The following is a 23,877-nucleotide window of genomic DNA, read 5'->3' on the forward strand; positions in this document are numbered from 1 at the left end:
GCGATTGATGAGACGGATTTCCACAATTTGCTCTCTTTCCTCAACTTTAAACCAAGTGACGATCCAAATACCCGTGTAATCAATGGCAAGACCTATCGCCGCGCAAGTAGTGCGCCTAGTTGGATATAAGGGGGCGAATAGATGGCAGATAATCAAAATGACATCGGCGGGCGAGTCAGTCTAGATACATCTGATTTTAAAGCAAATATTGCTGCACTTGATCGGCAGATTAAGCTTATAGACACCGGATTCCGGGCTGCGGCTGCGGGTATGGATGATTGGGGAGCATCTCAGGACGGCCTTGAACAGCGAATCAATGCTTTGAATGGTATCACGGACTTACAGCGCCAAAAAGTGGCCAACCTGACTGCGCAGTATGAACAAGTTGTAGCGGAGCAAGGCGAAAGCAGTCGTGCAGCCCAAACTCTTCAGATCACAATCAACCGCGAGACGGAGGCGCTGAATCGGAACTTGCAAGAGCTGGGAAGAGTTACCCAGTCTCTTGGAGATCTTCGTGACGGCGCTGAAGATGCATCCGATCAAACAGATGAGTTGGCTGATTCCGCCGATGAAACCTCTGATTCGCTGAGGGAAATGGGCGAAGATGCAGCTGAAAAGGCAGCGCTCGGTATTGCTGCAATTGGCGCGGCTGCAATAGCTGCTATTACATCCCTGGTCAAGTTTGGGGATGATTCGAACAAGGCCATGAACCACCTTCAGACTCAAACCGGAGCGACAGCGGCAGAAATGGAAGAGTTTCGCAGTGTCGCCAATGATATTTATGGTGACAACTTTGGTGAATCCGTGGATGATATCGCAGATTCTATGGCAGCGATCAATCAGGTCACCAAGCAAACTGGGGATGAACTAAAGGCCACTACTGAAAACGCTCTGCTAATGCGGGATGTATTTGGCCTTGAGGTAGCTGACAGTATCAAAACGGTCAACACCCTCATGAACAATTTCGGGATAACCGCCGATGAAGCGTATGCCTTGATTGCTCAGGGCACGCAAATGGGTGCTAATGCCAGCGGTGACTTGCTCGACGTTATGAACGAATTCGCACCACATTTCGCGCAGCTTGGTCTGGATGCGAATGAATTTACCGATACCCTGATCCAAGGGGCATCATCCGGTGCATTTGAGATTGCTACAGTGGGAGATGCCGTCAAAGAATTCGGTATCATTACTCGTGAGGGAACGGACGATGCACGGACCGCGCTCACAGATATGGGACTGGATGCATCTAAATTGTTCGCTACCTTCGCAGCGGGTGGGCCTGAATCAGCAGCAGCCTTTAACGATGTTGTTGAGCGGCTCGGTGCAATGAAAGACCCGATTGCCCAAAATCAGGCTGGCGTAGCTCTGTTTGGCTCGATGTGGGAAGACTTGGGTGTTGAGGCAATCAAGGCACTCGGTGATATAGACGATAACGCCGATATGACACGTGACACGCTGAAGCAGCTCAATGACGTTCAATACAATGATATTGGATCGGCGCTTGAAGGGATCAAGCGGACGCTGATATCTGAACTTGCCGTGCCGGTGAGTGAAGTAGTTATGCCAGCAGTTAACGATTTAATTGATAAGATCAAGAATATGGACTTCAGTCCTCTAGTGAATGCTATGCAGTGGCTAGTGGACAACGCCGGTAATGTGGCCGCGGGTCTGGCGGGTATTGCAGCAGCCATGATCACAATGGAGGCAGTGAAAATCGTCACCTCCATTGTAGATGCATACAAAGCTTTCAAACTAGTTACAGAGGGTGCAACAGTCGCTCAATGGCTAATGAACGCAGCGATGGCAGCCAACCCCATAGGTCTAATCATTACGGCCGTGGTAGGTCTGGTAGCGGGTTTGATCGTTTTATGGAACACGAATGAAGATTTTAGAGAGGCTGTTATTGGCGCGTGGGATGCTATTAAAGCGGCTGGTGTAGCGGTATGGGATTGGTTAGTGAAATTCTTTACGGAGGATATACCTGCGGCTTTTACAACGGCCATCGAATGGTTTCAGCGACTTCCCGAGAAAGTTTCTGAGTTTTTCGGTAGCTTACCTGAAAAAATATCAACTGTTTTTTCATCAATCATCGAGAAGATTAAACAGTGGGGAGTCAATGCGATTACCTGGGTTACTACTGAAGTACCAAAAATCATCGAAAGTATCTTTAAATTTTTTAACGAGTTGCCCGGTAAAATCGGATATGCTCTTGGTCTGGCGATTGGAACCCTAATTAAATGGGGAGCTGATGCTCTAAAGTGGATCATTGCCGAGGTGCCGAAGCTGATCCAAAAGGTTGGAGAATTTTTTGCGCAGTTGCCGGGGAAGATTGGATCTGCTTTAACATCAGCAATAAACGGTATAAAAAACTGGGGTATCAATATTGGAACGTGGATTTCGACTGAGGTACCCAAACTGATCTCTAGCATCGTCAATTTCTTTGCTGAGTTGCCAGGGAAGATTGGTCAATGGCTAACATCTGCTTTGCAAAAAGTAACTGGCTGGGGTGCTGATTTAATTTCTACAGCAAAAACCGAAATCCCGAAGGTAATCAAAACTATCGTTGACTTTTTCAAGGAACTTCCAGGGAAAATGCTGGACATTGGTGAAAACATCGTGCGCGGCCTATGGGACGGTATTAAAAACATGACCGGTTGGATCAAGGATAAGATATCAGAATTTGCTGGAGGAATCGTGGACGGCATGAAAGATGCGCTCGGTATACACTCTCCATCCCGCGTCATGCGTGATCAGGTCGGTATGATGGTCGGTGCTGGGATGGCTGAAGGGATATCGAACAGCGCCCGACAAGTCAATGCAGCTATGCAAGATTTGAGTGGTAATGTAACAGGTGCTCTGCCTGCTATGAATAATGCGGGATCGAGATCTAGTACATCAGGAACAACGAATCATATCAGTCTCGCGGACATGTTCCGGGGGGCTAATTTTAATGTGCGGAGTGATGATGATTTGACAGTGCTGGGGCAACTACTCGGCGGGCAAATCACTGGTGCTCTGCGCGGAGCGGGGGTGTAGCCATTGAGCGGCGTTGTTGCATACTTGGGCGATAAGCGCCCGCAGGAGTTGGGCCTGCAAACACTTCGAGAGTCACAGCGGCCCATCCTGCCGCCTACTGTAGACCGGACGTACACGGTGCCGTACATGCATGGTGCCTACGATTTCGGGGCGGACATGGGTCCGAGACCTTTGCCGCTAGAATGTGCCTTTATGGAACGCAACGCGTATCAGTTGCAACGGCGGGTATCAGCACTAGCAGCACATTTAGTGGATGGTGATGGCAGGCCGCGCACGTTGCCATTGATCTTCGCCAATCAGCCGGATCGACAGTACATGGTAAGGTTATCCGGTCAGCTGCCTATTGACCGCATGGCGGGATTGGGTGAATTTTCGTTGCCGCTGGTGGCGTATGATCCGTTTTCCTATAGCACCTACGAATCTGACGACATTAACGTTGACACTCCGGTGCTGGTTGATACTCCTATATCTGTAGATGCTGCCTATAATTATGCTTTGACTGGCCCGACGACACTGGCAATTGATAATTTTGGCGGTCTGAACGTTAAGCCGGTCATTGAATTAGTGGGTAGCTTTACCTCTCTATCGCTGACCGTAGGCGGTGTGGTTACCACATACAGCGTGGCAATGTCCGGTACTCTTGTACTGGACTTCCAGCGTAGCACGGCCCGGATCGGCAGCACCAATGCGCTGCTTAACACAAATGCTCGGTTCGGTACGCTTCCACCCGGAATCTCAGCGGTGTCGGTTGCCGGAACAGGGATCAATATCGCAATGGCAATTAAATTCAGAGCAAAATATGCGGGGTGATGGAGATGGCTGACATTCAGCTGATCAAAGGAGCGGCAAACGGGAATCCATCGGATTCGCTGCCGATCATGTATGACAAAGTGAACAAGAATACGGCGAATATCAATACTCAGGTAGTTAACCATGAGGGGCGGCTTGGAACGGCAGAAGCGGCGGTTAGTAATCACGGAAGCCGGATTGCTGAGAATGAAACAGAGTTGGTTTCCCAAGATCATCGAATTAATAACTTGGTGGCGAATGCCGGAGACAGTAATGCGGAAATTGTAGATGCTCGCCAACCTGAAAGTGGAGTTCCATACGCAACTGTCGGGAAGCGCCTAAACAAAGTTGATGAACAGTTGGCGGAGATAGCGATTAACGTCAAGATGTTTGGTGCTGTCGGAGATGGGGTGACCGATGATACTGAAGCGTTCAGGTCCGCCAATCTATACGGTTACGAGAGAGCAAGAACCTCAACACCTCAACTAGTACCTACAGCTTCAATGCAAATATACATCCCTTCTGGAGTTTATAGGCTGAAAGGGCATCGTATTTTCGGTTCTCCTGTACCTGACGGAATCGTAGGCAATGAAATTCCGCAAGTGGTGTTCAAAGTTGCTGGAGATAATGCAACGATCATATGGGACTTAAATACTGTTAATGATGAATTGTTTTATTTTGACGGTACTATTGATGCTCCTAAAATTAGCGGATTAAATATTTTTGTAGTGTCTGAAAATAATACTATACCGATTGGCGGAACAATATTCAGATATTCAACAGATACTACATTGGGCTATTCTGGTGCTTCAAAGTCTGTGTACGATGGGATCACCGTTTGGAGTGGACGGTCTATAGCAAACACAAGTTATTCTACTCGCCCAAAATATGTATTTAAGCTGACTGGCAATTCTATGGCTGACCAGGCTGCTGTTATTAATTCGAGATTTAACTATTTTGAAACTTGTTTCCGATGCGAGAATCAGGAAAGTGTGAATTGGACATTCGATAGTTGTTCTTTTTATGGCGGCGGATGGGGTACAAGTATTTACTTTGATTTTACTAAGATGGGAGATAACTTCAACGTAAACAATTGTTCATTCAGTATGAATCAAAATGAGACGCTGCTGAAAACTAATTCGCCTTTATCTGGAGGGTTCTATACCCAAGGAGCTTTGTACAATTTCAATTTTGATAGCAATAGAATCGAGATTTACGGAACTTCAGGGAACACATGGAAATTATGCGACATGAACTTCGGTAGATTTAATATGAAAAACTCAAATCTACGATTAGCCTCAGGAGCGGCGAATGTAAAAACAATTGTTTCAACCTATGGCCTAGCTAATGTCAACTTTGAAAATGTCGCCTTCAACAACACACTATTCCTATTACCGATAGCTACGGCAGCTTCTCTAACGGGCGGTTTGTCTTCTATGGGTGCTATGTTTCATTATTGTGACTTATTAAGTACACTACATGAAATTAAATATTATGATGGTGTTACACAATATTCCATTAAAGAAGCCTTGACGGGAGCCGGGATATTCAGAACTGTTCGTTTTGAAGATTGTACTTACGCAAATGGAAACGGAACAATCGACTATGATATTTCAAATAATCAATCTGCGGTAGGTACAATGAAGAGAATTGAGCGGACGCTTAATTTCTCTAAAGGCGGTATTGCATTAGGCACTACATTCTCGCTCCCTCCATTTCAAACTATAAAGAACATAAAAATATTTGTCTCCACGTTGCCGTCTACTTACGATAAATTCAGGGTGTATTTTGGCGATAAAACTTTAGGAAACTATATAGATGTAGCCAATCCAAACGCGGGCGGAGATATCAAAAGCGAATTTTTATTGTGGGAAGGGATAGCAACTATTTATTACACCGACATCTCACTGCAATCAATTACAGTTTATGTACTAAATAGTGGCGTTGAAACTGGTTCAATACGATCACAGATATCAGTTACTTGTGAGCCTCTTGATCCCTTGACTTTCGGGCTAAATACAACAGCAGATTCCATTCAGATCAGAACAAAGGTACAAAATACTTCATATGGAACCACGGCAATTAGACCAACTATTGGCCTGTATATTAACAAGCAATATTTTGATACCACGTTAGGCAAGCCTATTTGGTGGAATGGAACAGTTTGGAAGGATGCCGCTGGTACAACAGTATGAGGAGGATGGGAAATGGCGCTTACTAAAAACGTAACGAGCAATACAGGAATAGAGGTCGAATCCGCTTATATTAAAGTGGATGAATACAGTTGTGGTAAAAATAATACCGTAAATGCAAGAGTAAGGGCATATGTGAGTAGAGAATTTGAACAAGAAGGAAAATCATTTATTGAAGGTGCAGAAGATATAATTCAGATAATAGGTGACTACTCAGACAATGCGCTTAATATGAAAAAACAGATATACAATCATATTAAAACGTTAGAAAAGTATAGTGATGCGATAGATGTTCTTGAATAGGATACCATTTTCTTCATTGTAAAACTATGGAATGAGACTTATAATTCACCTAAACATCTAATTTTGAGGAGTAGAGTGAATGAATAGTCACATGTCAAAGTTAACCATAATGGAACAACTTATGGTTTTAACCATTATGGTTTATTGTCTTAATGTTTTTAACAAAGGTTATTTTGCATTATTTTTTATTGTTCCTGTAGCGGTGGTTATATTGTTGAAGAGTCGTTTCAAAATAGATTTACAACAATCAGTGCTCATAATCTTTAGTATTGTTTTTTCTACTGTCTTGAGTAACTACGGTTTGAGAGATAGTAATATAGTATTTCTGAATTTAATATCTCCTATTGCTTTTTACATTTTTGCTAACAATCTGAGTAAGCGTAATAATCAAAATAAGACACTGAAGATTATGTTATTGATTGCCGCATCCCTATCTTTGTTTGGTTTCCTAAGCGTTGTTAATACGAGAGGTATTGAATTAGGCTGGCGCGGAGTTGTTAGTATATGGGGAGGGAATATTACCGCTACAGGGGTAAATACTTACCTATCTCTTGGATTGTCATTATTACCATTAATATTATTAAGCAAAAATAAAAAAATAAGACTTATTAGTCTAGTCTTATTTTCAGTATCTTTATATTCTATGTTTGCATTGGGAAACCGGACAGGTCTCCTGATAATAGCTTTGTCTGTTGTTTGCTCATTTCTATTTACTGGAAATTTAACAGGGAAGAAATTATCCATCGGAACTATAATTCTTTTATCGTCTTTTTTGTTTTACCAATATTTAAATACTACGATGATAGGAGACAGATTAAGTAGTGGTAGTTTTTTTTCTGATCCGAGATTTCAGGCTTGGAGAATTGCACTAACTGGTCTAGCTGATCACCCGTTTGGTGGGAAATTGACTGTATTACCTTTATCTTATGCCCATAACATGTGGTTAGATGTTGGTCATGAGGCAGGATTAATTCCGATGATATTACTCTTAGTATTTACTTTATTGTCATTAAAAAAGTTGATATTTATTTTAAAGAGTGATTCTCCACTTGATATTAAAATAATTTTTATTTGTTTTTTTGTTGCTTTCTTTGTAACATTTTTTCTTGAGCCAATTATGGAAGGATGGTTTTACTACTTTAATATTTTCTGTTTTGTATTTGGGGTTCTATCTCGTGAAACATCAAACCTATCAAAAATAAATACAGAAGTATCCATTAAGTTTTCGAAACAAGATAATAAATTGCTGCTAATGACAGTATTAACATGGTCTATAGCAGGTATCATCATTCTTGCATGGGTTAGTTTATAAACACATTCGGACCATACTGCGCAACAACTGAATAATTACAAGCGAGCTGCCGGATTACTCCTGCGGCTCTTTTTCATTTCTAAGGAGGTGCTGCTTTGATCACGATTAGGAATCCATCGTTCCAGCCACTGGCTGTCATTGAGCGGTATGACAATGACAGCGTAGATGAAACCATCAACGGCGAGTATAAATTGAACTTTACTGCCCTGATCGACCCTGATGGGAAAAGCGAATACCTGACTGACGGAAATTTGGCCGAAGTAGAGGATCAGCTCTTCAATATCGTCCATCACCGCCGCACCAGGGCAGTGGATGGATCGACAATGGTCGCCGTGGAGTGCGAACAGGTCAGTTATGATCTTCTGCTGCCTGAATTTACATGGGCAGACGGATTTGTCCATGCCGGAACACCACTGCAGCTGCTCGCTATGGCGCTGGAGGATACCGGATTCACTATTGGCAGTGTGGAGCTGTCCGGTTACATATCCGTGGATCTGGCCGAGGAAAATATCACCACCCGTGCAATCCTGCTGGAAATCGCAGCGCAATCGGGAGGTGAGTTGCGGTTTGATCGGTACAGTATATCGCTGTTGGCTCGCCGTGGGGCAATAAGGCCTGTCCGGTTCCAGTTGGGGAAGAACCTGGAGGGAATCGTCAAGGACGTGGATGTCCGATCCGGGGAGCGTATTACCGCCTACGAGATTGATGTGTTGGAGCTGAACAGCCTGCCGGAATTTTATGGGCTGGAGTATTTTGAACTGGGTGACACGGTAGGGATAGGAGACCCGGAGCTTGGCATTGACGAGCAGCAGCGCATTGTCGGATATTCGTACAGCCCGCAGCGGCGGATCAACAGTAAAGTGACGATTTCCAACGCTATCACCGGCATTAAGGACGCGGTTGTCGGCCTGCGGAAGACTACCATCGTCAAAGACAAAGCTTATTATGGCAATAGATTCGGTCCGGATATCGGATTCGAGAGTGTTCGTTATGACAAACTTGCCCGTTCGGTTTTCAATGCTGATGAGTTTCGCATGCAGAAAGGTGACGGCAGCGGATCTTGGACTGATGCTATATTCTTCGACCCAATAGCCGGTGAATATGAATTCACGGGAAAAATCATCGCTTCATCCTTCGAGGGTGGCACAATCATGATCGGTGAGGGGGATGATGCGTTCTGGGCCAGCGTGGAAGGCATATGGCTGGGTGATGAAACGTTTGCGGATGCTCCGTTCTCCGTTACTCCAGGGGGGCATATGAAGTCAGTGGATGGCGAGTTCAGTGGCAGGATTACAGCTGCTGAGATCGAGGGCGGGGTGATTACTGGCGCAAGGATACGAACAGCTGCTTCCGGCATGAGAGCTGAAATGAGTTCAACTGATCATTTGTTTGCCGCCTATAGGGACGCAAGCAATTTTGTTAAAATAGAAGCGGATTTGTCAGGAGCTCCAGGTGTAAGATTTACTGCCAATGATGTGGCATTAGGTGCGATTACATCGTATTTAGGTCATCTTGATGTGTGGGCAGCAACGATTCTATCTTTAACCGCCCCAAAAGTTCAAGTGGGTGGTTGGAGTAATTTGTATAGTACAGCAGATGCTAGGACTTTAAGTGAAGAACTAGACCGTATCTACACTTTGCTTGATTCTAAAGCGGACATTTCCCACACCCATAGCGTCAGCATACCAAACCACAATCACGGTAACCCTGACAACTTAAATTCAGGTGGAGGAACATTTATAGTTTATTGATTGCAAAATAATCTATCTTCCACAGATAATAGTAGTAACAATCTTCCAAAGGAGAGGTTACTTTGAAAAAGTTCATAGCAGGTGTTATAGTCGGTGGATTTTTATTTGCAGGTGCTTTTGCATTTGCAGATGGTTCAAGCTTAATCGGGCAGAAGGTTCAAGGGCTATTCAGTGTGGAGAAGGCGGGAACAAAGGTAGCTGATGCAATTGTGATCAATGGCACGGCATATGCACCTGTAAGGGCGGTTTCTGATGCAACAGAAACTGAGCTAACCGTAGAAGGAAAGCGGATCATTATACAAGAGAAGGAGGTACAGCCCACTGTGAGTAACGCAAGTGTATCCGATCAAATAAAAGCTACTCGGATCTTGGAAATAACAAAGAGCATAGAAGCATCACAAAGTGAAATTACTAAAGTTCAGTCTGATCTGGCAGCTGAGAAAGCGAAATTGGAGAGGGCTCAGACTGATGGCGAAAAAGAAACTGTTTCCTTCAGTATTCAAATGCTTGAAAGCAAATTAGAGATACTAAATAATCTCCTTACTCAAGCTGAAACAAAATTAGTTGAACTACAAAAATAATATATCAACAAATCAGGGGTCCTCTCCAACATTGGCGGGGCTCTTTTTTTGTTGGCGAAAGGGTTGATTATATGTCAGTAGTGATCAGAAACAAGATGGCCGTAGAAATTGAGCCAATAGTGCCGGACATCTGCACCTTAATATCAGCTGCAGCTGCGTATCATCGTCCCAACGGAAATGAACTCCGTTTCCTGCAGGGGATCAGAGATTCTCTGAACAGTCGGATTGCTGAACTTCAAGCTCCGCCCGCGAAGCCGACACAAAGCAAAAGGGGAGCTCATGAGAGGGGGAGAGGCAAAAAATAATTGAATTCAGATAGACGACACGCCCTTGTAGGTGTGTCTTTTGTTTTTCGGAGAGATCACATGAGAGGGGGAGAGACAATGCCGGGAGGAGGAGGGGCAGTGGCTGCTGAGGATAAGCTAGTGGAGATTCAGATTCAACTGGCTCGTATGGAAAAGACACTTGAAGTAGTGCCGACATTAACAACCACAATTGATCTTACGCGCGATCTGGCGAGAGAAGCAATGCAATCGACCAAATCAGCACATCACCGTTTGGATCGAATTGAGGACGGACAGCGATGGCTGTGGCGGACAATCGGGGGATCTATTATCACTGTAATCATTGCTGCAATTATTGCAGCTATCAAACTTACTGGAGGTTAGAAGAATGGAATGGAACGCTGTGTCAAGTTTTATTAAACCGGAATTATTGTTGGTGCTTACTGTCTGCTGGGTGATCGGCAACATCCTGAAGCAGACACCACGCGTACCAAACTGGACGATTATCTATATCGTAACGCTGGTTGCAATTATGATTGTTTGCCTCATGCTAGGTCTGAGCCCGGATAGTGTCCTGCAAGGCATCTTGTGCGGGGCGGTGGCTGTGTACGGCAATCAGCTTGTCAAACAGACGAAGAAAGGAGCAGGTGAATAATGACGCTGACATTAAATCAAGTGAAAGCAAAATCGGCGTTGCGATTGAACGGGCTACATCCGGTTGTATTGGCTGCTGCAACCGCTCTGATCGAGCGCTGCTATATGGTTGGTGTGCCGATCCTGATTACTCAGGGACTGCGGACGATTGCCGAGCAGGACGCACTTTATGCCCAAGGGCGAACTAAGCCTGGAGCGATTGTCACTAATGCGCGCGGCGGCTATAGCTACCACAATTATGGACTGGCTGTCGATTTCGCCCTGCTGCTGCCGGATGGTTCAAGTGTATCCTGGGATATGAACAGAGATGGGGACAATGACTGTACTACGGATTGGCTGGAAGTCGTCCGGGAAGCGAAGTCGCTAGGATTCGAATGGGGTGGTGATTGGAATACATTTAAGGATTATCCTCATTTTCAGCTTACTTTCGGATTGGTCTTGTCCGCACTGAGGTCAGGAGTGAAACCGTCAGAGACACAGACCGCTATCACGCTGGCGAAAATTGATCGATACATGAAGGAGGCAAACGAGGTGCAAGCAACTAAGGCGTTCGTGGTGGTTAATGGTGTGAAGTTGAAGGATAACAGCCTTTTGATTGAAGGTCGTACGTACGTGCCATTAGCAGCCATTGGAGCAGCTATCGGGGCGGCAGTGGACTGGGACAATGAATCTAAGACGGCCACGATTACAACCAAAGAGTAGACAAGATTAATTATAGCTGATATGATTAATTCATTAAATCCGGAAGCACCGGTGAGCCTCTGCAGATGCAGGGGCTTTTTTATTTGCATTGTAATAGGAACAAATGATCGCATATAATGGCAGCAGGAGGCGATTTATATGTTGAGCGATACAGCCCGCAAACTGCTAATGATTATGCGGCATTCATCGGTACATCATTGGCATATGCCGAGCCTGAAAGAACTAGAGATAAAGAGCGGACGTAAGGCGGCAGCGGTTAAGGATGGACTGAAAGAGCTTGCGGCGGAAAATTATATTGAATGGAATTCAGACATGCCGACAGAGACTGTGGTAATCCTCGAAGGTTGGCCTCGTACAGATAAGATATATGTGTCTGGACGTGGGCATTGGAATGACTGATAACCTCAATGCGCAGAAGAATTCGCCCACCTCGAAATGATTGCTACCATGATCTACAAGCTGACAAAGGACGCGTCGGTATGCGAATTAGAGGAGGCTGGATTAGGTCCTCATTTTGCCGCGCATGATCATGCCCTGTTCTATAATAATGCCTCAGGCGTACCGTTTACGACGGCTTATATTCAAGCTAAGGGTGACCCACTGGCAGATTTGTATGAGGACATTGCAGCGGAAGAAAAGGCCCGGGCTACATATCAGTGGCTGATTGACATGACAGATGATGTGGATCTGCAGGATAGCCTCAAGTTCCTGCGGGAGCGGGAGATTATCCATGCGATTCGGTTTAAAGAAGCCGTGCAGATTATTATTGATGACCGGGATCAGAAGCGGATATTCTGAGTGATACTAAAGAGTAAAGCGACCAATAGGTCACTTTACTCTTTTTAAATGTATTCAGGTCTCAATCCCTTTGCATTTCTTAGGTTCAGGCTTAGCCATTTCTATAGGTGGGCCTGCAGTACTGATCGCTTAGCCTATTCAAAAGAAACAATTTGTGGGACAACCAAAAAGGCCTCCGATTTATCGAAGGCCTTTTCAGGGTGCAATCAACTAATGAGAAATGGCTTTAAAATAGAAGCTCCGCACCAGCAACGGAAAGGAGCTAAACAAATTTAAGGCTTATTCAGACGCTGGTCTTTTTACCTGAAGTGGTGGAGGAATTAGCCACCCTTTTTTCTTGCTCAAATTGAGGATTTTAACGCCTATCGCTGCTTTAGTTAGGTGATATTTTGCAAATAATGCACCAATATCTTCTCTGATAGAAAGACCCATAACCTGGCTACAAGCTACCAATCCTGTAGCAGTATCGGCAGCAATTTTAGCAGCAATCTCGGGATCTGTGAATCGTGCACCTATAGGAATATCTTCAAGCTTAACTTCGGGTCTATTCGGCATCGCTGGTACTGAAGCAATCCCGTTATCTGCCAGCAGCGTATCACACTCACTAATTTCAAGCTCAGCTTGATCAATTAATGTGCTTAATACTTTTTTGAGATCATTGTCGCCGGCATGATATAAGTAAGCTCGGTAACACGAAAGGGCGCCCTTTGCTACCATCGAAGCTTGCCATACACTAAAGATCTCTCCATAATGCATCGGTTCATCCTTGGGGTTGCCACCTAAAATTCCTGTCATAAGAAAGCTCCTTTATATTTAAATTTACACGTAGGTAGTATGCCCATAAAGGTTCAAATGTTGCGGTCGTCTGCTCCAAAAATATGAGTTATCCCAAAGCTAAAAAAATTATACAGAAACTGCTCAGCTGAATAAAATGATATAATTAAGAAACATGTTTAAGGGCAGAGATGATCATATTGTTGATCAGCGAAGGAGAGAGAGATTTGAAGAATAATATCATCGAATACTGTTTGAAAAAAAAAGGAGCGACTCAAGAGCATCCGTTTGGCCCCACTCCATTGGTCATCAAAGTAGCTGATAAAATGTTCGCGCTTATTTTTGAGGAAACAGGGAAGGTCGTTCGCTTAAATCTAAAATGTGACCCGATCATTGCGGAGAACCTTAGAGAGCAACATGAGAGCGTTCAACCGGGATTTCATATGAACAAAAAACACTGGAATTCAATCATGATCGATGGTTCCTTGCCAGAGTCGGATGTCTTTGACATGATTGACCATTCCTACGATATGGTTGTCAAAAAGCTTCCTAAAAGCCTGCGAGAAGCTATAGTGGAATTGAATTAAATGAATAATCAAATGAAGGATCGTTTTGCCAAGCAAAGTATACCCAAGCTTATTTTCTTATTGGCTATTCCTGCCGTTATAGCTCAGCTAATCAATGCCATGTACAGTGTAGTTGATCGGATGTTCCTCGGAAGAATGGAGGAGGGGGGGACGCTAGCCTTATCCGCTATAGGTATATCTTTTCCGATTATTATGTTGATTTCAGCATTTGCTGCTCTAATCGGAGCTGGTGGGGCACCCCTAGCTTCCATAAAGATGGGCGAAGGAGAACATAAAAAAGCAGAAGAATTACTGGGAAGTTGTTTTACTATGCTGCTGATGGCATCCATAATCCTAACCGCTTTGTTTCTTATCTTTAAGTCGCCATTCTTAACGTTATTCGGGGCGAGTCACGATACATTGCCGCTAGCCGACGATTTTTTAAGCATTTACCTTCTAGGAACTGTGGCGGTGCTCATTTCTTTAGGATTGAATCCATTCATTGCAGCACAAGGATATGCCAAAACAGCCATGCTCACGGTATGCATTGGAGCGGTTGTGAATATCGTCCTTGACGCCATTTTTATTTTTGAGATGAATATGGGCATTAAGGGTGCAGCGTTGGCAACTGTAATTGCCCAATTTATTTCGGCGATTTGGGTATTGGGGTTCTTAATCTCTAAACGTGCGCATCTGCGCTTGCGTCTATCGAATATGCGCATTAAACCTAAAGAAGCTGCAAGTGTACTTGCATTGGGGCTTTCTCCGTTTATTATGATGTCGACCGAAAGTTTAATTCAAATTGTATTTAACACGTCCTTAGCTAAATTTGGAGGCGATCTGTACGTTGCTGCCATGGGGATTATGGGCACGCTGATGCAAATCTTTGGAACATTGTTATCTGGTTTTGCGCAGGGGGCACAGCCTATTATTAGCTATAATTATGGAGCTCGCGATTTCGAACGTGTAAAATCCACCATTTTATATTGCAGTGTTTTTTGCGCAGCTTTCGGATTGTCGATGTGGGGCGTAGCCATTTTTGTTCCGAAGCTGCCCATTATCATTTTTACCAATAATCCTGAGCTTGTGGCTCTGACGGCTAGATTAATGAAGATATTTTTCCTTGGCACTTGTATTTTTGGTATTCAATTAGCGTTTCAACAAGTATTTATTGCTTTAGGACAAGCCCGGGTTTCTATTTTTATCGCAATCTTGCGTAAGATTATCTTGCTTATTCCATTAGTACTTTTGCTCCCGACATTTATTAGCCCGAAAACAGATGCGGTGATTATAGCTGAGCCTATTGCTGATTTTTGTGCGGCACTGACTTGCTGTGTTTTATTTGGACTCACGATAAAGAAGCTCTTTAAAGATAGATCTGATAAAGCTGGAATACTGTGAAAATGCCCGAAATGGCGATTAGAAGTCGGTGTTCTGAGGATGAAACTAAAGATTAAGGTTCTTGCTAGCTTCGGCTATCAAGAACCTTTTTATTTGTGATGCATGAATTCACCCGTTAATCCACCTAAAATAATACTGTTTATACTAATTTATTCATACTGTTTCCAAATAATAGTATTGATAAAATGTATTCAAGAAACATTTTAAATACTAAGGGGAACTTTATGTAATGAGATCAAAATCCTTAACCTCCACTTGGACCAGCATCCGCTATGTCCTCTCCACATCCTGGATTAACAGTAGACGTTCCATTATTTATTACTCTACTGTAACGCTTCTTTTAGCTATGCAGCCCTTCCTTTTAATCCTATTCCCAAAATTTATTATAGATGAACTGACGGGACAGCAAAGACCTCAACAGTTTATCTTCCTAATTTCACTGATGTTTTTAATACTGACTATCACTAGCTATTTTACAGGATATCTACAAAATTTGGGTTTAACTCAATTAATGAAAGTTGTATTTAAACAGATCCACGCCCACACTGCGCAAAATATGAATGTTGATTTCAAAAATACAGAAGATCCCGGTTATCTTAATCAGATGGAGCAGGCCAAGCGTTCTCTACAAAGTGTGCAGAATGGGTTTCAGGGACTTTTTCATACATTTTTTTCATGTCTGGCTGGATTTCTTGCTTTTGCGGGCTATATAACTGTAATTGGAGGATTAAATATTGCTGTTATTGTTTTTCTAATTGTAAGTATTGGGTGTTCTTATGTGTTTTCCCTGCGTGCTAAACGTTATGAGTATGAACATGAACAACAGCTTTCGGAATTGGAGAGGAAGAGAAAGTATTATTCGGATATTATGCAAGACTTTACTTTTGGTAAGGAAATTCGGATTAATTCCTTTAACAATACATTGGTCTCCCTATACCATTCAAGTGTTCAAAATAGACAGAAAATTCAGTCCTCAATCAGCAGCTCTTATTTTCAAAGTGAAATATTAGATATTTTGATCCGGTTATTCCGTGAGGGGATTGTATATGGTTATTTGGCGTATCTTTACCTTCATCAGAGGATAACTATAGGTGATTTTGTGATGTACACAACTGCTGTCGCTGGATTTTCTGGCGTTCTTCAGGGATTTATGAAAGATTTAGCCCATCTGCGCACACAGAATTTATACATAGAGGAACTCCGTAACTTTTTAGAGATACCGCAAGATAAGCAGGGGGAAGGAGCTATGCATACACTCCCAACAGGCCCTTATTCGATAGAATTTAAAGAAGTTTCCTTTACTTATCCTGGTACTAGCCAGCCTGTGTTTAATAAAATATCCTTCATCATCCCTCCGCATCAACGACTTGCTATTGTGGGTCATAATGGTGCTGGCAAGACAACGCTTATCAAATTGTTATGCAGGTTGTATGAACCCGATAGTGGAGAGATAACGCTGAATGGAATCAATATCAAACATTTTGCTAAAACGGATTACTGGAGATTATTTTCTACGGTATTCCAAGAAATTCGCGTACTCGCTTTCTCATTAGCAGAGAATATTTCTCTAAAAGAACATAGAGAGTCTGACGCTTTAAGAATTCATGACAGTCTTGAAAAAGCGGGACTAAGCGAAAAAGTCGCCTCATTGAAATCAGGTATTCTCACCCCAATGCAAAAGTTTTTGGATGATCAAGGCGTTGAGTTCTCTGGAGGGGAAAACCAAAGAATGATGTTGGCAAGGGCGCTATATAAGAATGGAGAATTGATTATTTTGGATGAGCCGACTGCAGCAGTTGATGCAATTGCCGAATTCAACCTGTATACAAGATTTAATGAAATGATCGGAGAGAGAACAGCATTATATATTTCCCATCGGTTGTCCAGCACACGGTTCTGTGACCAGATATTGTATATGGAGCAAGGAGAGATTTCCGAAGCCGGTTCTCACAGCGAATTGATGGAACGCAGAGGAAAATACAATCAAATGTATCAGATTCAAGCACAATATTATAAGGGGAGTGATACCTAGCTTATGAATCCATTCCCTGCTCTGAAAAAGGATTGGCATGTGACCCTTTACTTTTTGAAGCTGGTACATTCCATGTCAAAATCTTATGTTCCGTTAATGGTAGTTTCTTCACTATGTAGCGCAATCTTTCCGTTTATAAACATTATCCTTCCCAAATATTTAATTGATGAATTGATGGGAGCTGGCCGCGAAATGAATATTATCCTACTTTGGATAGGAATTTTGGTGGCAGGTAATGCTGTCTTGGGGTTACTTCAGAGTTATCTTACTAAACAAATTGAACTGTCCAATTTATTGGTCATGGATAGTTTAGAGCTACATATTGGAAATCATATTATGAACCTGGATTATGAGAATTTAGAGAATTCCAAAGTGCTAGATCTTAAAGAACAGGCGCTTACTCCCATTAGGCAGCAGGATGTTATACGTAAAATGCTAGATAGTATGAAGATTTTGCTGCAAACAATGCTCTCCCTATTGGGACTAACGGCCTTAATCTCTACGTTAAACATTGGAATCATCGTGCTGATTATTGGGATGATTGTACTTAATACCTTTATCTTTAAAAAGTCGCAACAAGCTCAATTCAATTTTCATAAATTATTAGCTCCTCTAAATCGGAAATTTGGTTATTATTCCAAACTGGCCGTTGATTTTTCCATGGCTAAAGATGTCCGTTTGTTTGGGATGGCTCCTTATTTGCTGAATAAAGTGGATGTATATCATAATGAAAGCGTTTGTGGTTTTGGAGGGCTTTACGAAAAAGTGGGGAGATATAAGGGCCTGACCAGTGTTAATCTTCAATTGCAAATGGTCATTATCTACGCCTACATGGTTGTGAAAGTAGTTACGGGGAAAATTCAAATTGGTGGTTTTGTTATGTATATCTCCGCAGCCAATAGCTTTTCTACGCAAGTGTCTCTGGGAATGAATGCTTATGTTGATTTTCGCCAAATGTGTAAGTACATTGAGGTGTTTAGAGAATTTGAAAGTCTAAGTCCAACAATGAAAAGCGGAGAAGAACGTCTTGAAAAACTCATGAATGTTGAGATTGAATTTTGCAATGTGTCTTTTAAATATGCGGGAAACGAGAGCTATTCAATAAAAAATGTATCAATGACGATAAAAAATGGAGAGAAGTTAGCTATAGTAGGTCAAAATGGCGCAGGTAAAACGACTTTTATTAAACTGCTGTGCCGATTGTATGAACCTGATCAAGGAGAGATTCTTCTGAATGGAAGATCTATTCAAGATTATCGATACGATGAATATATGAAAATCTTAGGTGTTGTGTTTCAGGATTATAAGTTGTTTTCATTTTCTATCAAAGACAACTTATGCGCGAAGGATAGCGAAACATCGGACAAGGAAATGGAAGAAATGCTTAATCAAGTAGGATTGGAAGCAAAAATGAAAGGTTTGGACAAAGGACTAGATACACAGGTATTTAGAATCTTTGATGAAAAAGGCACAGACTTTTCGGGTGGTGAAAGTCAGAAGATTGCAATTGCTAGGGCTTTACTCAAAAAGCCACCTATTCTTATTTTGGACGAGCCTACAGCTGCGTTGGACCCTTATGCGGAGTTTGAGATGTACAACAACTTTAATCTTTTGGCAGCAAATCATACTGTTATTTATATCTCACATCGTTTATCTGCTTGTAAATTCTGCGATAAGATCGCACTTTTTAACAATGGTGAATTGCGCGAATACGGTCCACATGATCAATTGTTGAAAGATCAGCAGGAGTACAGCACGATGTGGAAAGCACAAGCGCAATATTATCAATAGGTTATTGATGATCGGAATCAGAAGCGGGTGTTCTGAAAAGTATATTTCAAACAAAAGCCGGCAAGCTTCCCTTTAGGAGCTTGCCGGCTTAGTTCGTGACTTACATATATTGAGACTGGGATACCTGATTATTTAGTTACTCTATTCTTATTAGCGAATTGCTGGTTTAGCTCGGAGTAGTTAAGTTCAGCAGTGTTGTTCAAGTTCATATCAGCGTTGGACAAGCTCTCCTGTAAGGAGATATATACAGCGAACATACCTGCCGCTCTGATCGCTTCTACCCCGGCGACTGCGTCTTCAACCCCGACGCAAAATTGCGGATCTACACCAAGTGCATCGGCGGCGGTCAGGAACACTTCCGGGTCTGGTTTGTTGCGAGCAAGCTTGGCGGCATCTACAATAACTCCGAAGTCTTTCTCCATACCTAGAAGGCGGATAACTGTAAAGGCATTTTTGCTAGCGGAGGCAATGCCAGTCTTCACTCCATGGTTCTTCAGCTCGGCGAGCAATTCGGAAATACCAGGCAGCACATCGGCCGGGGTTACCTGCTGAATGAGCTGCTGATAAAACTCATTTTTGCGGTTCGCCATCTCCTCCATCTCTTCGGGAGAGTAGGTGTGCGGAGTTGCCGCTTGTCCAAGTAGCAACTCCAGTGAGGCTATGCGCGATACACCTTTGAGGTTCTCATTGAATTCTCGGGTGAACGGGAGGCTCAGCTCTTTCGCAATCATGCCCCAAGCCTGATAATGGTATTCTGCGGTATCGGTAATAACGCCGTCTAGATCAAAGATTACGGCTTGAATTTGAGATGTTGCATTCACTGTGTATCTCTCCTTATGAATTAGGCTTGCAACGACTGAGTTACCGGCTTCTCGTTGCCCAGAGTTACCGATTGGCCGTAGAGCGTAAGTTCAAGGGCTTCACCCTCTAGCAATTCAAGCTCCACACCTTCCTCGCGAATGGTTACAGCAATGAGGCGGCCGCGGAAGGTAAGGCGAAAGTTATATTTCTGCCAACCCGTAGGTAGGGACGGAGCGAGCGAAAGGCCATTTTCTTTGAGACGTGTTCCGGCAAAACCGTACACAATGGCCATCCACGTTCCACCCATATTGGCGAGATGTAATCCGTCTTTAGTGTTTCCGTGCGTATTGTCGAGATCGAGCCGCGCCGTCTCGATAAAATAGTTATACGCTTTGTCCTTATACCCGATCTTCGAAGCCATAATGCTGAATATGCAAGAGGACAAGGAGGAATCATGGGTAGTGATTTGTTCATAATAATCGTACGATTTGCGAATAGTTTCTTGTGACTGCTCGTCTTCCAGTAAGTAATGAGCGAGTACAGTATCGGCTTGCTTGCAGACCTGATAACGGTACAGCGTGAGTGGATGGTAATGCAGCAACAACGGATGTTTCTCCGGTGGTGTATTGTCGAAATCCCAGACCGCTTTGCGTAAAAAAGTATCATCCTGCGGATTAATGCCCAGCTTCTCGTCGTAAGGAAGCAGCATGGCATTCGCCGCCTTCAGCCAGCTGTCTGCTTCTGGTCCAGTTACATGCAGGCGCACACACAAAGCTTGGAATGCAGCCTCGTCATATTCTTGAAGCCGCGCAAAACTGCGTGCGGCCCATTTTAAATTATGTTTGGCCATTACATTGGTGTAATAGTTGTTGTTCACAAGACATGTGTATTCGTCCGGTCCAGTCACTTCATCGATGTGAAACTTACCTTCGTAGTAATGACCGATCTCCATCCAAAGCCGCGCTGTCTCAAATAGCACCTCGGCGCCGTATTGGAGCAAGAAGGCGTCATCTTCTTCCGCCAGATGGTATTGGATATAGCTGTAGGCTACATCGGCGCTGATATGATATTGAGCTGTGCCGGAGGGGAAGAAGGAGGAACATTCCGTACCTGAAATCGTCCGCCATGGGAACAATGCACCTTGGGCATGGCCCATCTCTTTAGCACGTTCCCTTGCCTCCTCCAGCTTGGAATACCGGTACAATAGGAGCTGCCGGGCCAAGTCAGGCGAAGTCATTAGGAACACAGGGAACATATAAATCTCCGTGTCCCAGAAATAATGGCCTTCGTACCCTTCACCGGATAAGCCTTTCGCGGAGATGTTGCTATGCGCGTCGCGTCCGGCTGATTGCAGCAACTGATAAAGGTTGAAACGTATACCCTCCTGAAGCGACAAGTCGTTCTCAATGACTACATCGGAACGCTTCCAGAAGTCAGCCAAATAATGCTCCTGCTGTTCCAGCATATCTTCAAATGAGAGGTACTTCAATGATTCCTGTACCTGAATACCGGTATCTACAAGCATTTGTTCATGTCGTAGTGTATCGGTATAAACATTCCATTTGGTCAGCGATAGTGGTCCAGACAAGGAGGCGGTTGCCGTCACTGTAGCATCGGTTTCTCCAGCTTGAGTTTCAACCTGCCATTCACCTTTCCATTCATGCCGGGTAACACAGGAGGTCCGCAGGGCCGAAGCCATCGTCTCGTTCTCCAGGCATACATATTCACCCCGAGCTTCGCACGCTACTACGCTCAGGCGTTTGGAATGTCCTGCAGCTACACGCGGGTCATTCGGGTTAGTATAGTTGCTAACATCGCCATTTACACGAGAGACAACCCGGATTGGACCGGTGAAATTGACAGGCTCAACAGTCAGATGAATGGCAAAAAGTTCACGGGTAGTGAAAGAAACGAGTCTACGGAAATGCAGCATGAGTTCTTTACCGGAGGGGGATTTCCAGTGGATTTTACGCTCCGAGTATCCCTTGTCCAGGTGGAGGTTACGCTCATAGGCGAGGACACTCTCTGCTGTAAGTGCAAACGGCTCCATATCTTCGCCTATATAAATATTTATCCCTTGGGAATCTATAATATTAACCAGTTTTTGCTGGGTACCTGGAAAGGCGAATAGCTTCTCCCCATAGGGAATGTCAATCACATCGTGAAAGGCGTTCAAATATGTTCCGCGGATACTGCGGATTTCTTTATCAGAATACTCTTCTTCAAAATTGCCACGCACGCCCAAATATCCATTCCCCAGCGCAAAAATACTTTCCAAATTCAGTAGGGTATCTGCCGACAATCCCTGATTGGCAATGCTCCAGCTCATGCTTATGTTTCCTCCCTTGATGGTTATGAATTGAATTTTAAGTCCGAAAGAGCTAAGATTATACTAAATTATTTAGCATATTATCAAAATTTTTAGGTGAGGTTAATAAGTATGGATCAACTTTATGGACTTAAAGGACAACATAAACTACCGGAATATTGGTCCACACGTTCTGTGGATCTGACAGAGGGATTTGTCCATCCTCCGCTGGATTATGAACATGAGCTTTTGGAAGCTATCCGACTGGGTGACGAGAACCGGGCACTCGAAGCACTGCATAGAATTAACGCAATGGAAGCCGCTACGCTAGCCCGATATCCGCTGCGCTCCAAGAAAAACGCTATGATTGCATCCTGCACCTTGTTTACACGTGCGATTATCCGCGGTGGTGTTGACCCTGAGACAGCATTTCAGCTGAGTGATACGTTCATCCGTGCAGTGGAAGCTTCGACGGAGCTTGATGCACTTCATCGATATGAATATGAAATGGTCCTGCAATTCATCACAGTGATGCGGCAGCAGAAGGAGAACCTTCACTATTCACATATTGTCAATCTATCCATATATTTTATACGCGAGCATCTGTTTCAAGATTTGAACCTTAGCTTGATTTCCGGACATGTCGGTGTGCATCCCAGTTATTTGTCCGACCGCTTCAAGCGTGAAACGGGTATGCCGCTCACGGAATTTATCAACCGGCGTAGAATTGAGGAATCGCAGTCGATCCTCATTCATACGAATCAGTCTATTTCCGAAATCGCTTTAATGTTTAAATTTTGCAGCCAAAGTTACTATACACAGTTATTTAAAAAATACACTGGCCTGACCCCCAAGCAGTTTCGCCGGGACGGTGGAGCACTTACGAAATAAGAGAAATGGAATCATTAATGATCCCTAAAATTTGCTGTCCATGCTTCCCTGGTTGGGTACTGGATAGCTCTTTTTACGTTTCAGCTTCAATAGCCAAACTCGCCTTTATCCGTGATAAATGAGATTATTAATCCACTAAATTAAGTTAGAGAGATGATAAGATGGCTATTTATTTGGAATTCCCACGACTTGATAAAGCCTTTCCGTACCGCTGTATTGAGAACGATGGCAATATATTAACTACACCACATTGGCATAAGGAAATGGATATTATCTGGATTGTTAAAGGGGAAGCTAGAAACCCCTAATTGGTTTACTTTTATTGATCATGAATGGGATGCACTACAAAAAGATTTCTTTGAAAAGCCTCTCGATGGTTTGTTAGTTGATCTAGTCTTGATATTTAGAAAAGGGAATCCCAATTACATCAATTTAGGCAGTTTATTCGGCATTGAAAAAACGAGAGTTGAAGACAAGAATAAGATTATCTACAGTGTTAATCAGGTGAACCGGAAGGAAAATGACATTACTAATGTTACAATGTTTCTTGATCCTGATAGCCATAAAATCACTGAGATTTATATATATACAAGTATTACCTCAAATGAATGAACTCAAATGTAGATTAGAGGAGAGTTATTCTGATTTACTTGTTAATGTTAGCAATAAGTTTGTAATTATTTTTTTATTAACAGATACATAGGAGGTTATAAAATAACCCATTATTCAACCAGTAACACACTTAATCCATGTAATACAGGTATAGAGATTTCGACATTTCGTTTGTACGCACAATAATACTTGGAAAGTATAACCTAAATAACACTAAAGCGTTACACTGAATAGGTTGATTATAGGGAGCTACCACTATAATCAACCTATTTTTTTGCTATCTACTTATTCTTACAGCA

The 23,877-nt window shown here is 43.2% G+C and carries 22 protein-coding genes and 1 pseudogene; 20 read left to right on the forward strand and 3 right to left on the reverse strand.

Translation table 11 applies throughout. From position 1 onward, the window contains the following. Positions 1-141: 141 nt before the first annotated feature. The 13 genes and pseudogenes from CA598_RS08465 to CA598_RS08525 form a co-directional block, all read left to right on the forward strand. Positions 142-3,036 carry a phage tail tape measure protein gene (locus CA598_RS08465; RefSeq protein ID WP_094876230.1) on the forward strand — a complete coding sequence of 965 codons (2,895 nt, stop codon included), beginning with the start codon at positions 142-144 and terminating at the stop codon, positions 3,034-3,036. 48 nt (positions 3,037-3,084) lie between these two features. After that, positions 3,085-3,846 (forward strand): distal tail protein Dit, encoded by a 762-nt coding sequence (locus CA598_RS08470; RefSeq protein ID WP_256990400.1) that lies wholly within the window; start codon positions 3,085-3,087, stop codon positions 3,844-3,846. Between the two features lie 5 nt (positions 3,847-3,851). Further along, positions 3,852-6,020 (forward strand): hypothetical protein, encoded by a 2,169-nt coding sequence (locus tag CA598_RS08475; protein WP_094876232.1) that lies wholly within the window; start codon positions 3,852-3,854, stop codon positions 6,018-6,020. A 12-nt stretch (positions 6,021-6,032) separates the two neighbouring features. Further along, entirely contained in the window at positions 6,033-6,320 is a 288-nt protein-coding gene (locus CA598_RS08480) for a hypothetical protein (protein WP_094876233.1), read from the forward strand. A gap of 79 nt (positions 6,321-6,399) precedes the next feature. Beyond that, complete coding sequence (locus CA598_RS08485; protein ID WP_094876234.1) at positions 6,400-7,632, forward strand: hypothetical protein; 1,233 nt, start codon at positions 6,400-6,402, stop codon at positions 7,630-7,632. 95 nt (positions 7,633-7,727) lie between these two features. Then, the gene (locus CA598_RS08490; RefSeq protein WP_094876235.1) at positions 7,728-9,383 is read left to right on the forward strand and encodes a phage tail protein; all 1,656 of its coding nucleotides are present in this window, start codon (positions 7,728-7,730) and stop codon (positions 9,381-9,383) included. 62 nt (positions 9,384-9,445) lie between these two features. After that, positions 9,446-9,964, forward strand: coding sequence for a hypothetical protein (locus tag CA598_RS08495; RefSeq protein WP_094876236.1), 519 nt, complete (start codon positions 9,446-9,448; stop codon positions 9,962-9,964). A gap of 71 nt (positions 9,965-10,035) precedes the next feature. Further along, positions 10,036-10,269: a hypothetical protein gene (locus CA598_RS08500; protein ID WP_094876237.1), complete on the forward strand. Its 234-nt coding sequence runs from the start codon at positions 10,036-10,038 to the stop codon at positions 10,267-10,269. Positions 10,270-10,347: 78 nt separating this feature from the next. After that, complete coding sequence (locus CA598_RS08505; RefSeq protein ID WP_094876238.1) at positions 10,348-10,632, forward strand: hemolysin XhlA family protein; 285 nt, start codon at positions 10,348-10,350, stop codon at positions 10,630-10,632. Positions 10,633-10,636: 4 nt separating this feature from the next. After that, positions 10,637-10,903, forward strand: coding sequence for a phage holin family protein (locus CA598_RS08510; protein ID WP_094876239.1), 267 nt, complete (start codon positions 10,637-10,639; stop codon positions 10,901-10,903). Further along, the gene (locus tag CA598_RS08515) at positions 10,903-11,604 is read left to right on the forward strand and encodes a M15 family metallopeptidase (RefSeq protein WP_094876240.1); all 702 of its coding nucleotides are present in this window, start codon (positions 10,903-10,905) and stop codon (positions 11,602-11,604) included. Before CA598_RS08510 ends, CA598_RS08515 begins: the two co-directional genes overlap by 1 nt. 138 nt (positions 11,605-11,742) lie before the next feature. Beyond that, a complete protein-coding gene (locus tag CA598_RS08520; protein ID WP_094876241.1) occupies positions 11,743-12,003 on the forward strand; it encodes a hypothetical protein in 261 nt (86 codons plus the stop codon). A gap of 15 nt (positions 12,004-12,018) precedes the next feature. Beyond that, positions 12,019-12,402 (forward strand): annotated as a pseudogene (locus tag CA598_RS08525) (manganese catalase family protein); the annotation flags it as partial. Between the two features lie 279 nt (positions 12,403-12,681). Here the strand turns inward: CA598_RS08525 and CA598_RS08530 are convergent. Further along, positions 12,682-13,197 carry a DUF3231 family protein gene (locus tag CA598_RS08530; protein ID WP_094870386.1) on the reverse strand — a complete coding sequence of 172 codons (516 nt, stop codon included), beginning with the start codon at positions 13,195-13,197 and terminating at the stop codon, positions 12,682-12,684. 206 nt (positions 13,198-13,403) lie between these two features. Here CA598_RS08530 and CA598_RS08535 point away from each other — a divergent pair, with 206 nt between their 5' ends. The 4 genes from CA598_RS08535 (at position 13,404) to CA598_RS08550 (ending at position 18,966) form a co-directional block, all read left to right on the forward strand. Continuing rightward, the gene (locus tag CA598_RS08535; RefSeq protein WP_094876242.1) at positions 13,404-13,763 is read left to right on the forward strand and encodes an MmcQ/YjbR family DNA-binding protein; all 360 of its coding nucleotides are present in this window, start codon (positions 13,404-13,406) and stop codon (positions 13,761-13,763) included. Continuing rightward, entirely contained in the window at positions 13,764-15,143 is a 1,380-nt protein-coding gene (locus CA598_RS08540; protein ID WP_094876243.1) for an MATE family efflux transporter, read from the forward strand. A 346-nt stretch (positions 15,144-15,489) separates the two neighbouring features. Beyond that, positions 15,490-17,175: an ABC transporter ATP-binding protein gene (locus CA598_RS08545; protein WP_179283615.1), complete on the forward strand. Its 1,686-nt coding sequence runs from the start codon at positions 15,490-15,492 to the stop codon at positions 17,173-17,175. Between the two features lie 72 nt (positions 17,176-17,247). Then, positions 17,248-18,966, forward strand: a complete 1,719-nt coding sequence (locus CA598_RS08550) for an ABC transporter ATP-binding protein (RefSeq protein WP_179283616.1) — start codon at positions 17,248-17,250, stop codon at positions 18,964-18,966. A 128-nt stretch (positions 18,967-19,094) separates the two neighbouring features. On the opposite strand, the gene pgmB is transcribed toward CA598_RS08550, so the two are convergent. Together pgmB and CA598_RS08560 are read right to left on the reverse strand one after the other, a co-directional pair. Further along, the gene (gene pgmB / locus CA598_RS08555; RefSeq protein ID WP_094876246.1) at positions 19,095-19,787 is read right to left on the reverse strand and encodes a beta-phosphoglucomutase; all 693 of its coding nucleotides are present in this window, start codon (positions 19,785-19,787) and stop codon (positions 19,095-19,097) included. 20 nt (positions 19,788-19,807) lie between these two features. Next, positions 19,808-22,096 carry a glycoside hydrolase family 65 protein gene (locus CA598_RS08560; RefSeq protein WP_094876247.1) on the reverse strand — a complete coding sequence of 763 codons (2,289 nt, stop codon included), beginning with the start codon at positions 22,094-22,096 and terminating at the stop codon, positions 19,808-19,810. A 111-nt stretch (positions 22,097-22,207) separates the two neighbouring features. Here CA598_RS08560 and CA598_RS08565 point away from each other — a divergent pair, with 111 nt between their 5' ends. The 3 genes from CA598_RS08565 to CA598_RS08570 all read left to right on the forward strand — a co-directional run bounded on the left by CA598_RS08565 (position 22,208) and on the right by CA598_RS08570 (position 23,578). Further along, positions 22,208-22,966, forward strand: a complete 759-nt coding sequence (locus tag CA598_RS08565) for an AraC family transcriptional regulator (RefSeq protein WP_094876248.1) — start codon at positions 22,208-22,210, stop codon at positions 22,964-22,966. A 161-nt stretch (positions 22,967-23,127) separates the two neighbouring features. Further along, on the forward strand, positions 23,128-23,274 hold the full coding sequence (locus CA598_RS32210; RefSeq protein ID WP_179283617.1) for a hypothetical protein: 147 nt from the start codon (positions 23,128-23,130) through the stop codon (positions 23,272-23,274). Continuing rightward, positions 23,246-23,578, forward strand: a complete 333-nt coding sequence (locus CA598_RS08570; RefSeq protein WP_094876249.1) for a hypothetical protein — start codon at positions 23,246-23,248, stop codon at positions 23,576-23,578. The genes CA598_RS32210 and CA598_RS08570 overlap by 29 nt, the downstream gene beginning before the upstream one ends. Positions 23,579-23,877 lie beyond the last annotated feature (299 nt).

Source organism: Paenibacillus sp. VTT E-133291, assembly GCF_002264395.1.
GTDB lineage: Bacteria > Bacillota > Bacilli > Paenibacillales > Paenibacillaceae > Paenibacillus_AQ > Paenibacillus_AQ nitricinens.

What these genes read in the sequence shown, in the direction of transcription:
- CA598_RS08530 (WP_094870386.1), bottom strand. Translation starts at nt 13,197, where the DNA reads ATGACAGGAATTTTAGGTGGCAACCCCAAGGATGAACCGATGCATTAT.
- CA598_RS08545 (WP_179283615.1), top strand. Translation starts at nt 15,490, where the DNA reads ATGCAGCCCTTCCTTTTAATCCTATTCCCAAAATTTATTATAGATGAA.
- CA598_RS08475 (WP_094876232.1), top strand. Translation starts at nt 3,852, where the DNA reads ATGGCTGACATTCAGCTGATCAAAGGAGCGGCAAACGGGAATCCATCG.
- CA598_RS08550 (WP_179283616.1), top strand. Translation starts at nt 17,248, where the DNA reads ATGTCAAAATCTTATGTTCCGTTAATGGTAGTTTCTTCACTATGTAGC.
- CA598_RS08485 (WP_094876234.1), top strand. Translation starts at nt 6,400, where the DNA reads ATGAATAGTCACATGTCAAAGTTAACCATAATGGAACAACTTATGGTT.
- CA598_RS08515 (WP_094876240.1), top strand. Translation starts at nt 10,903, where the DNA reads ATGACGCTGACATTAAATCAAGTGAAAGCAAAATCGGCGTTGCGATTG.
- CA598_RS08540 (WP_094876243.1), top strand. Translation starts at nt 13,764, where the DNA reads ATGAATAATCAAATGAAGGATCGTTTTGCCAAGCAAAGTATACCCAAG.
- CA598_RS08465 (WP_094876230.1), top strand. Translation starts at nt 142, where the DNA reads ATGGCAGATAATCAAAATGACATCGGCGGGCGAGTCAGTCTAGATACA.
- CA598_RS08505 (WP_094876238.1), top strand. Translation starts at nt 10,348, where the DNA reads ATGCCGGGAGGAGGAGGGGCAGTGGCTGCTGAGGATAAGCTAGTGGAG.
- CA598_RS08480 (WP_094876233.1), top strand. Translation starts at nt 6,033, where the DNA reads ATGGCGCTTACTAAAAACGTAACGAGCAATACAGGAATAGAGGTCGAA.
- CA598_RS08520 (WP_094876241.1), top strand. Translation starts at nt 11,743, where the DNA reads ATGTTGAGCGATACAGCCCGCAAACTGCTAATGATTATGCGGCATTCA.
- CA598_RS08500 (WP_094876237.1), top strand. Translation starts at nt 10,036, where the DNA reads ATGTCAGTAGTGATCAGAAACAAGATGGCCGTAGAAATTGAGCCAATA.
- CA598_RS08565 (WP_094876248.1), top strand. Translation starts at nt 22,208, where the DNA reads ATGGATCAACTTTATGGACTTAAAGGACAACATAAACTACCGGAATAT.
- CA598_RS08510 (WP_094876239.1), top strand. Translation starts at nt 10,637, where the DNA reads ATGGAATGGAACGCTGTGTCAAGTTTTATTAAACCGGAATTATTGTTG.
- CA598_RS08560 (WP_094876247.1), bottom strand. Translation starts at nt 22,096, where the DNA reads ATGAGCTGGAGCATTGCCAATCAGGGATTGTCGGCAGATACCCTACTG.
- CA598_RS32210 (WP_179283617.1), top strand. Translation starts at nt 23,128, where the DNA reads ATGGCTATTTATTTGGAATTCCCACGACTTGATAAAGCCTTTCCGTAC.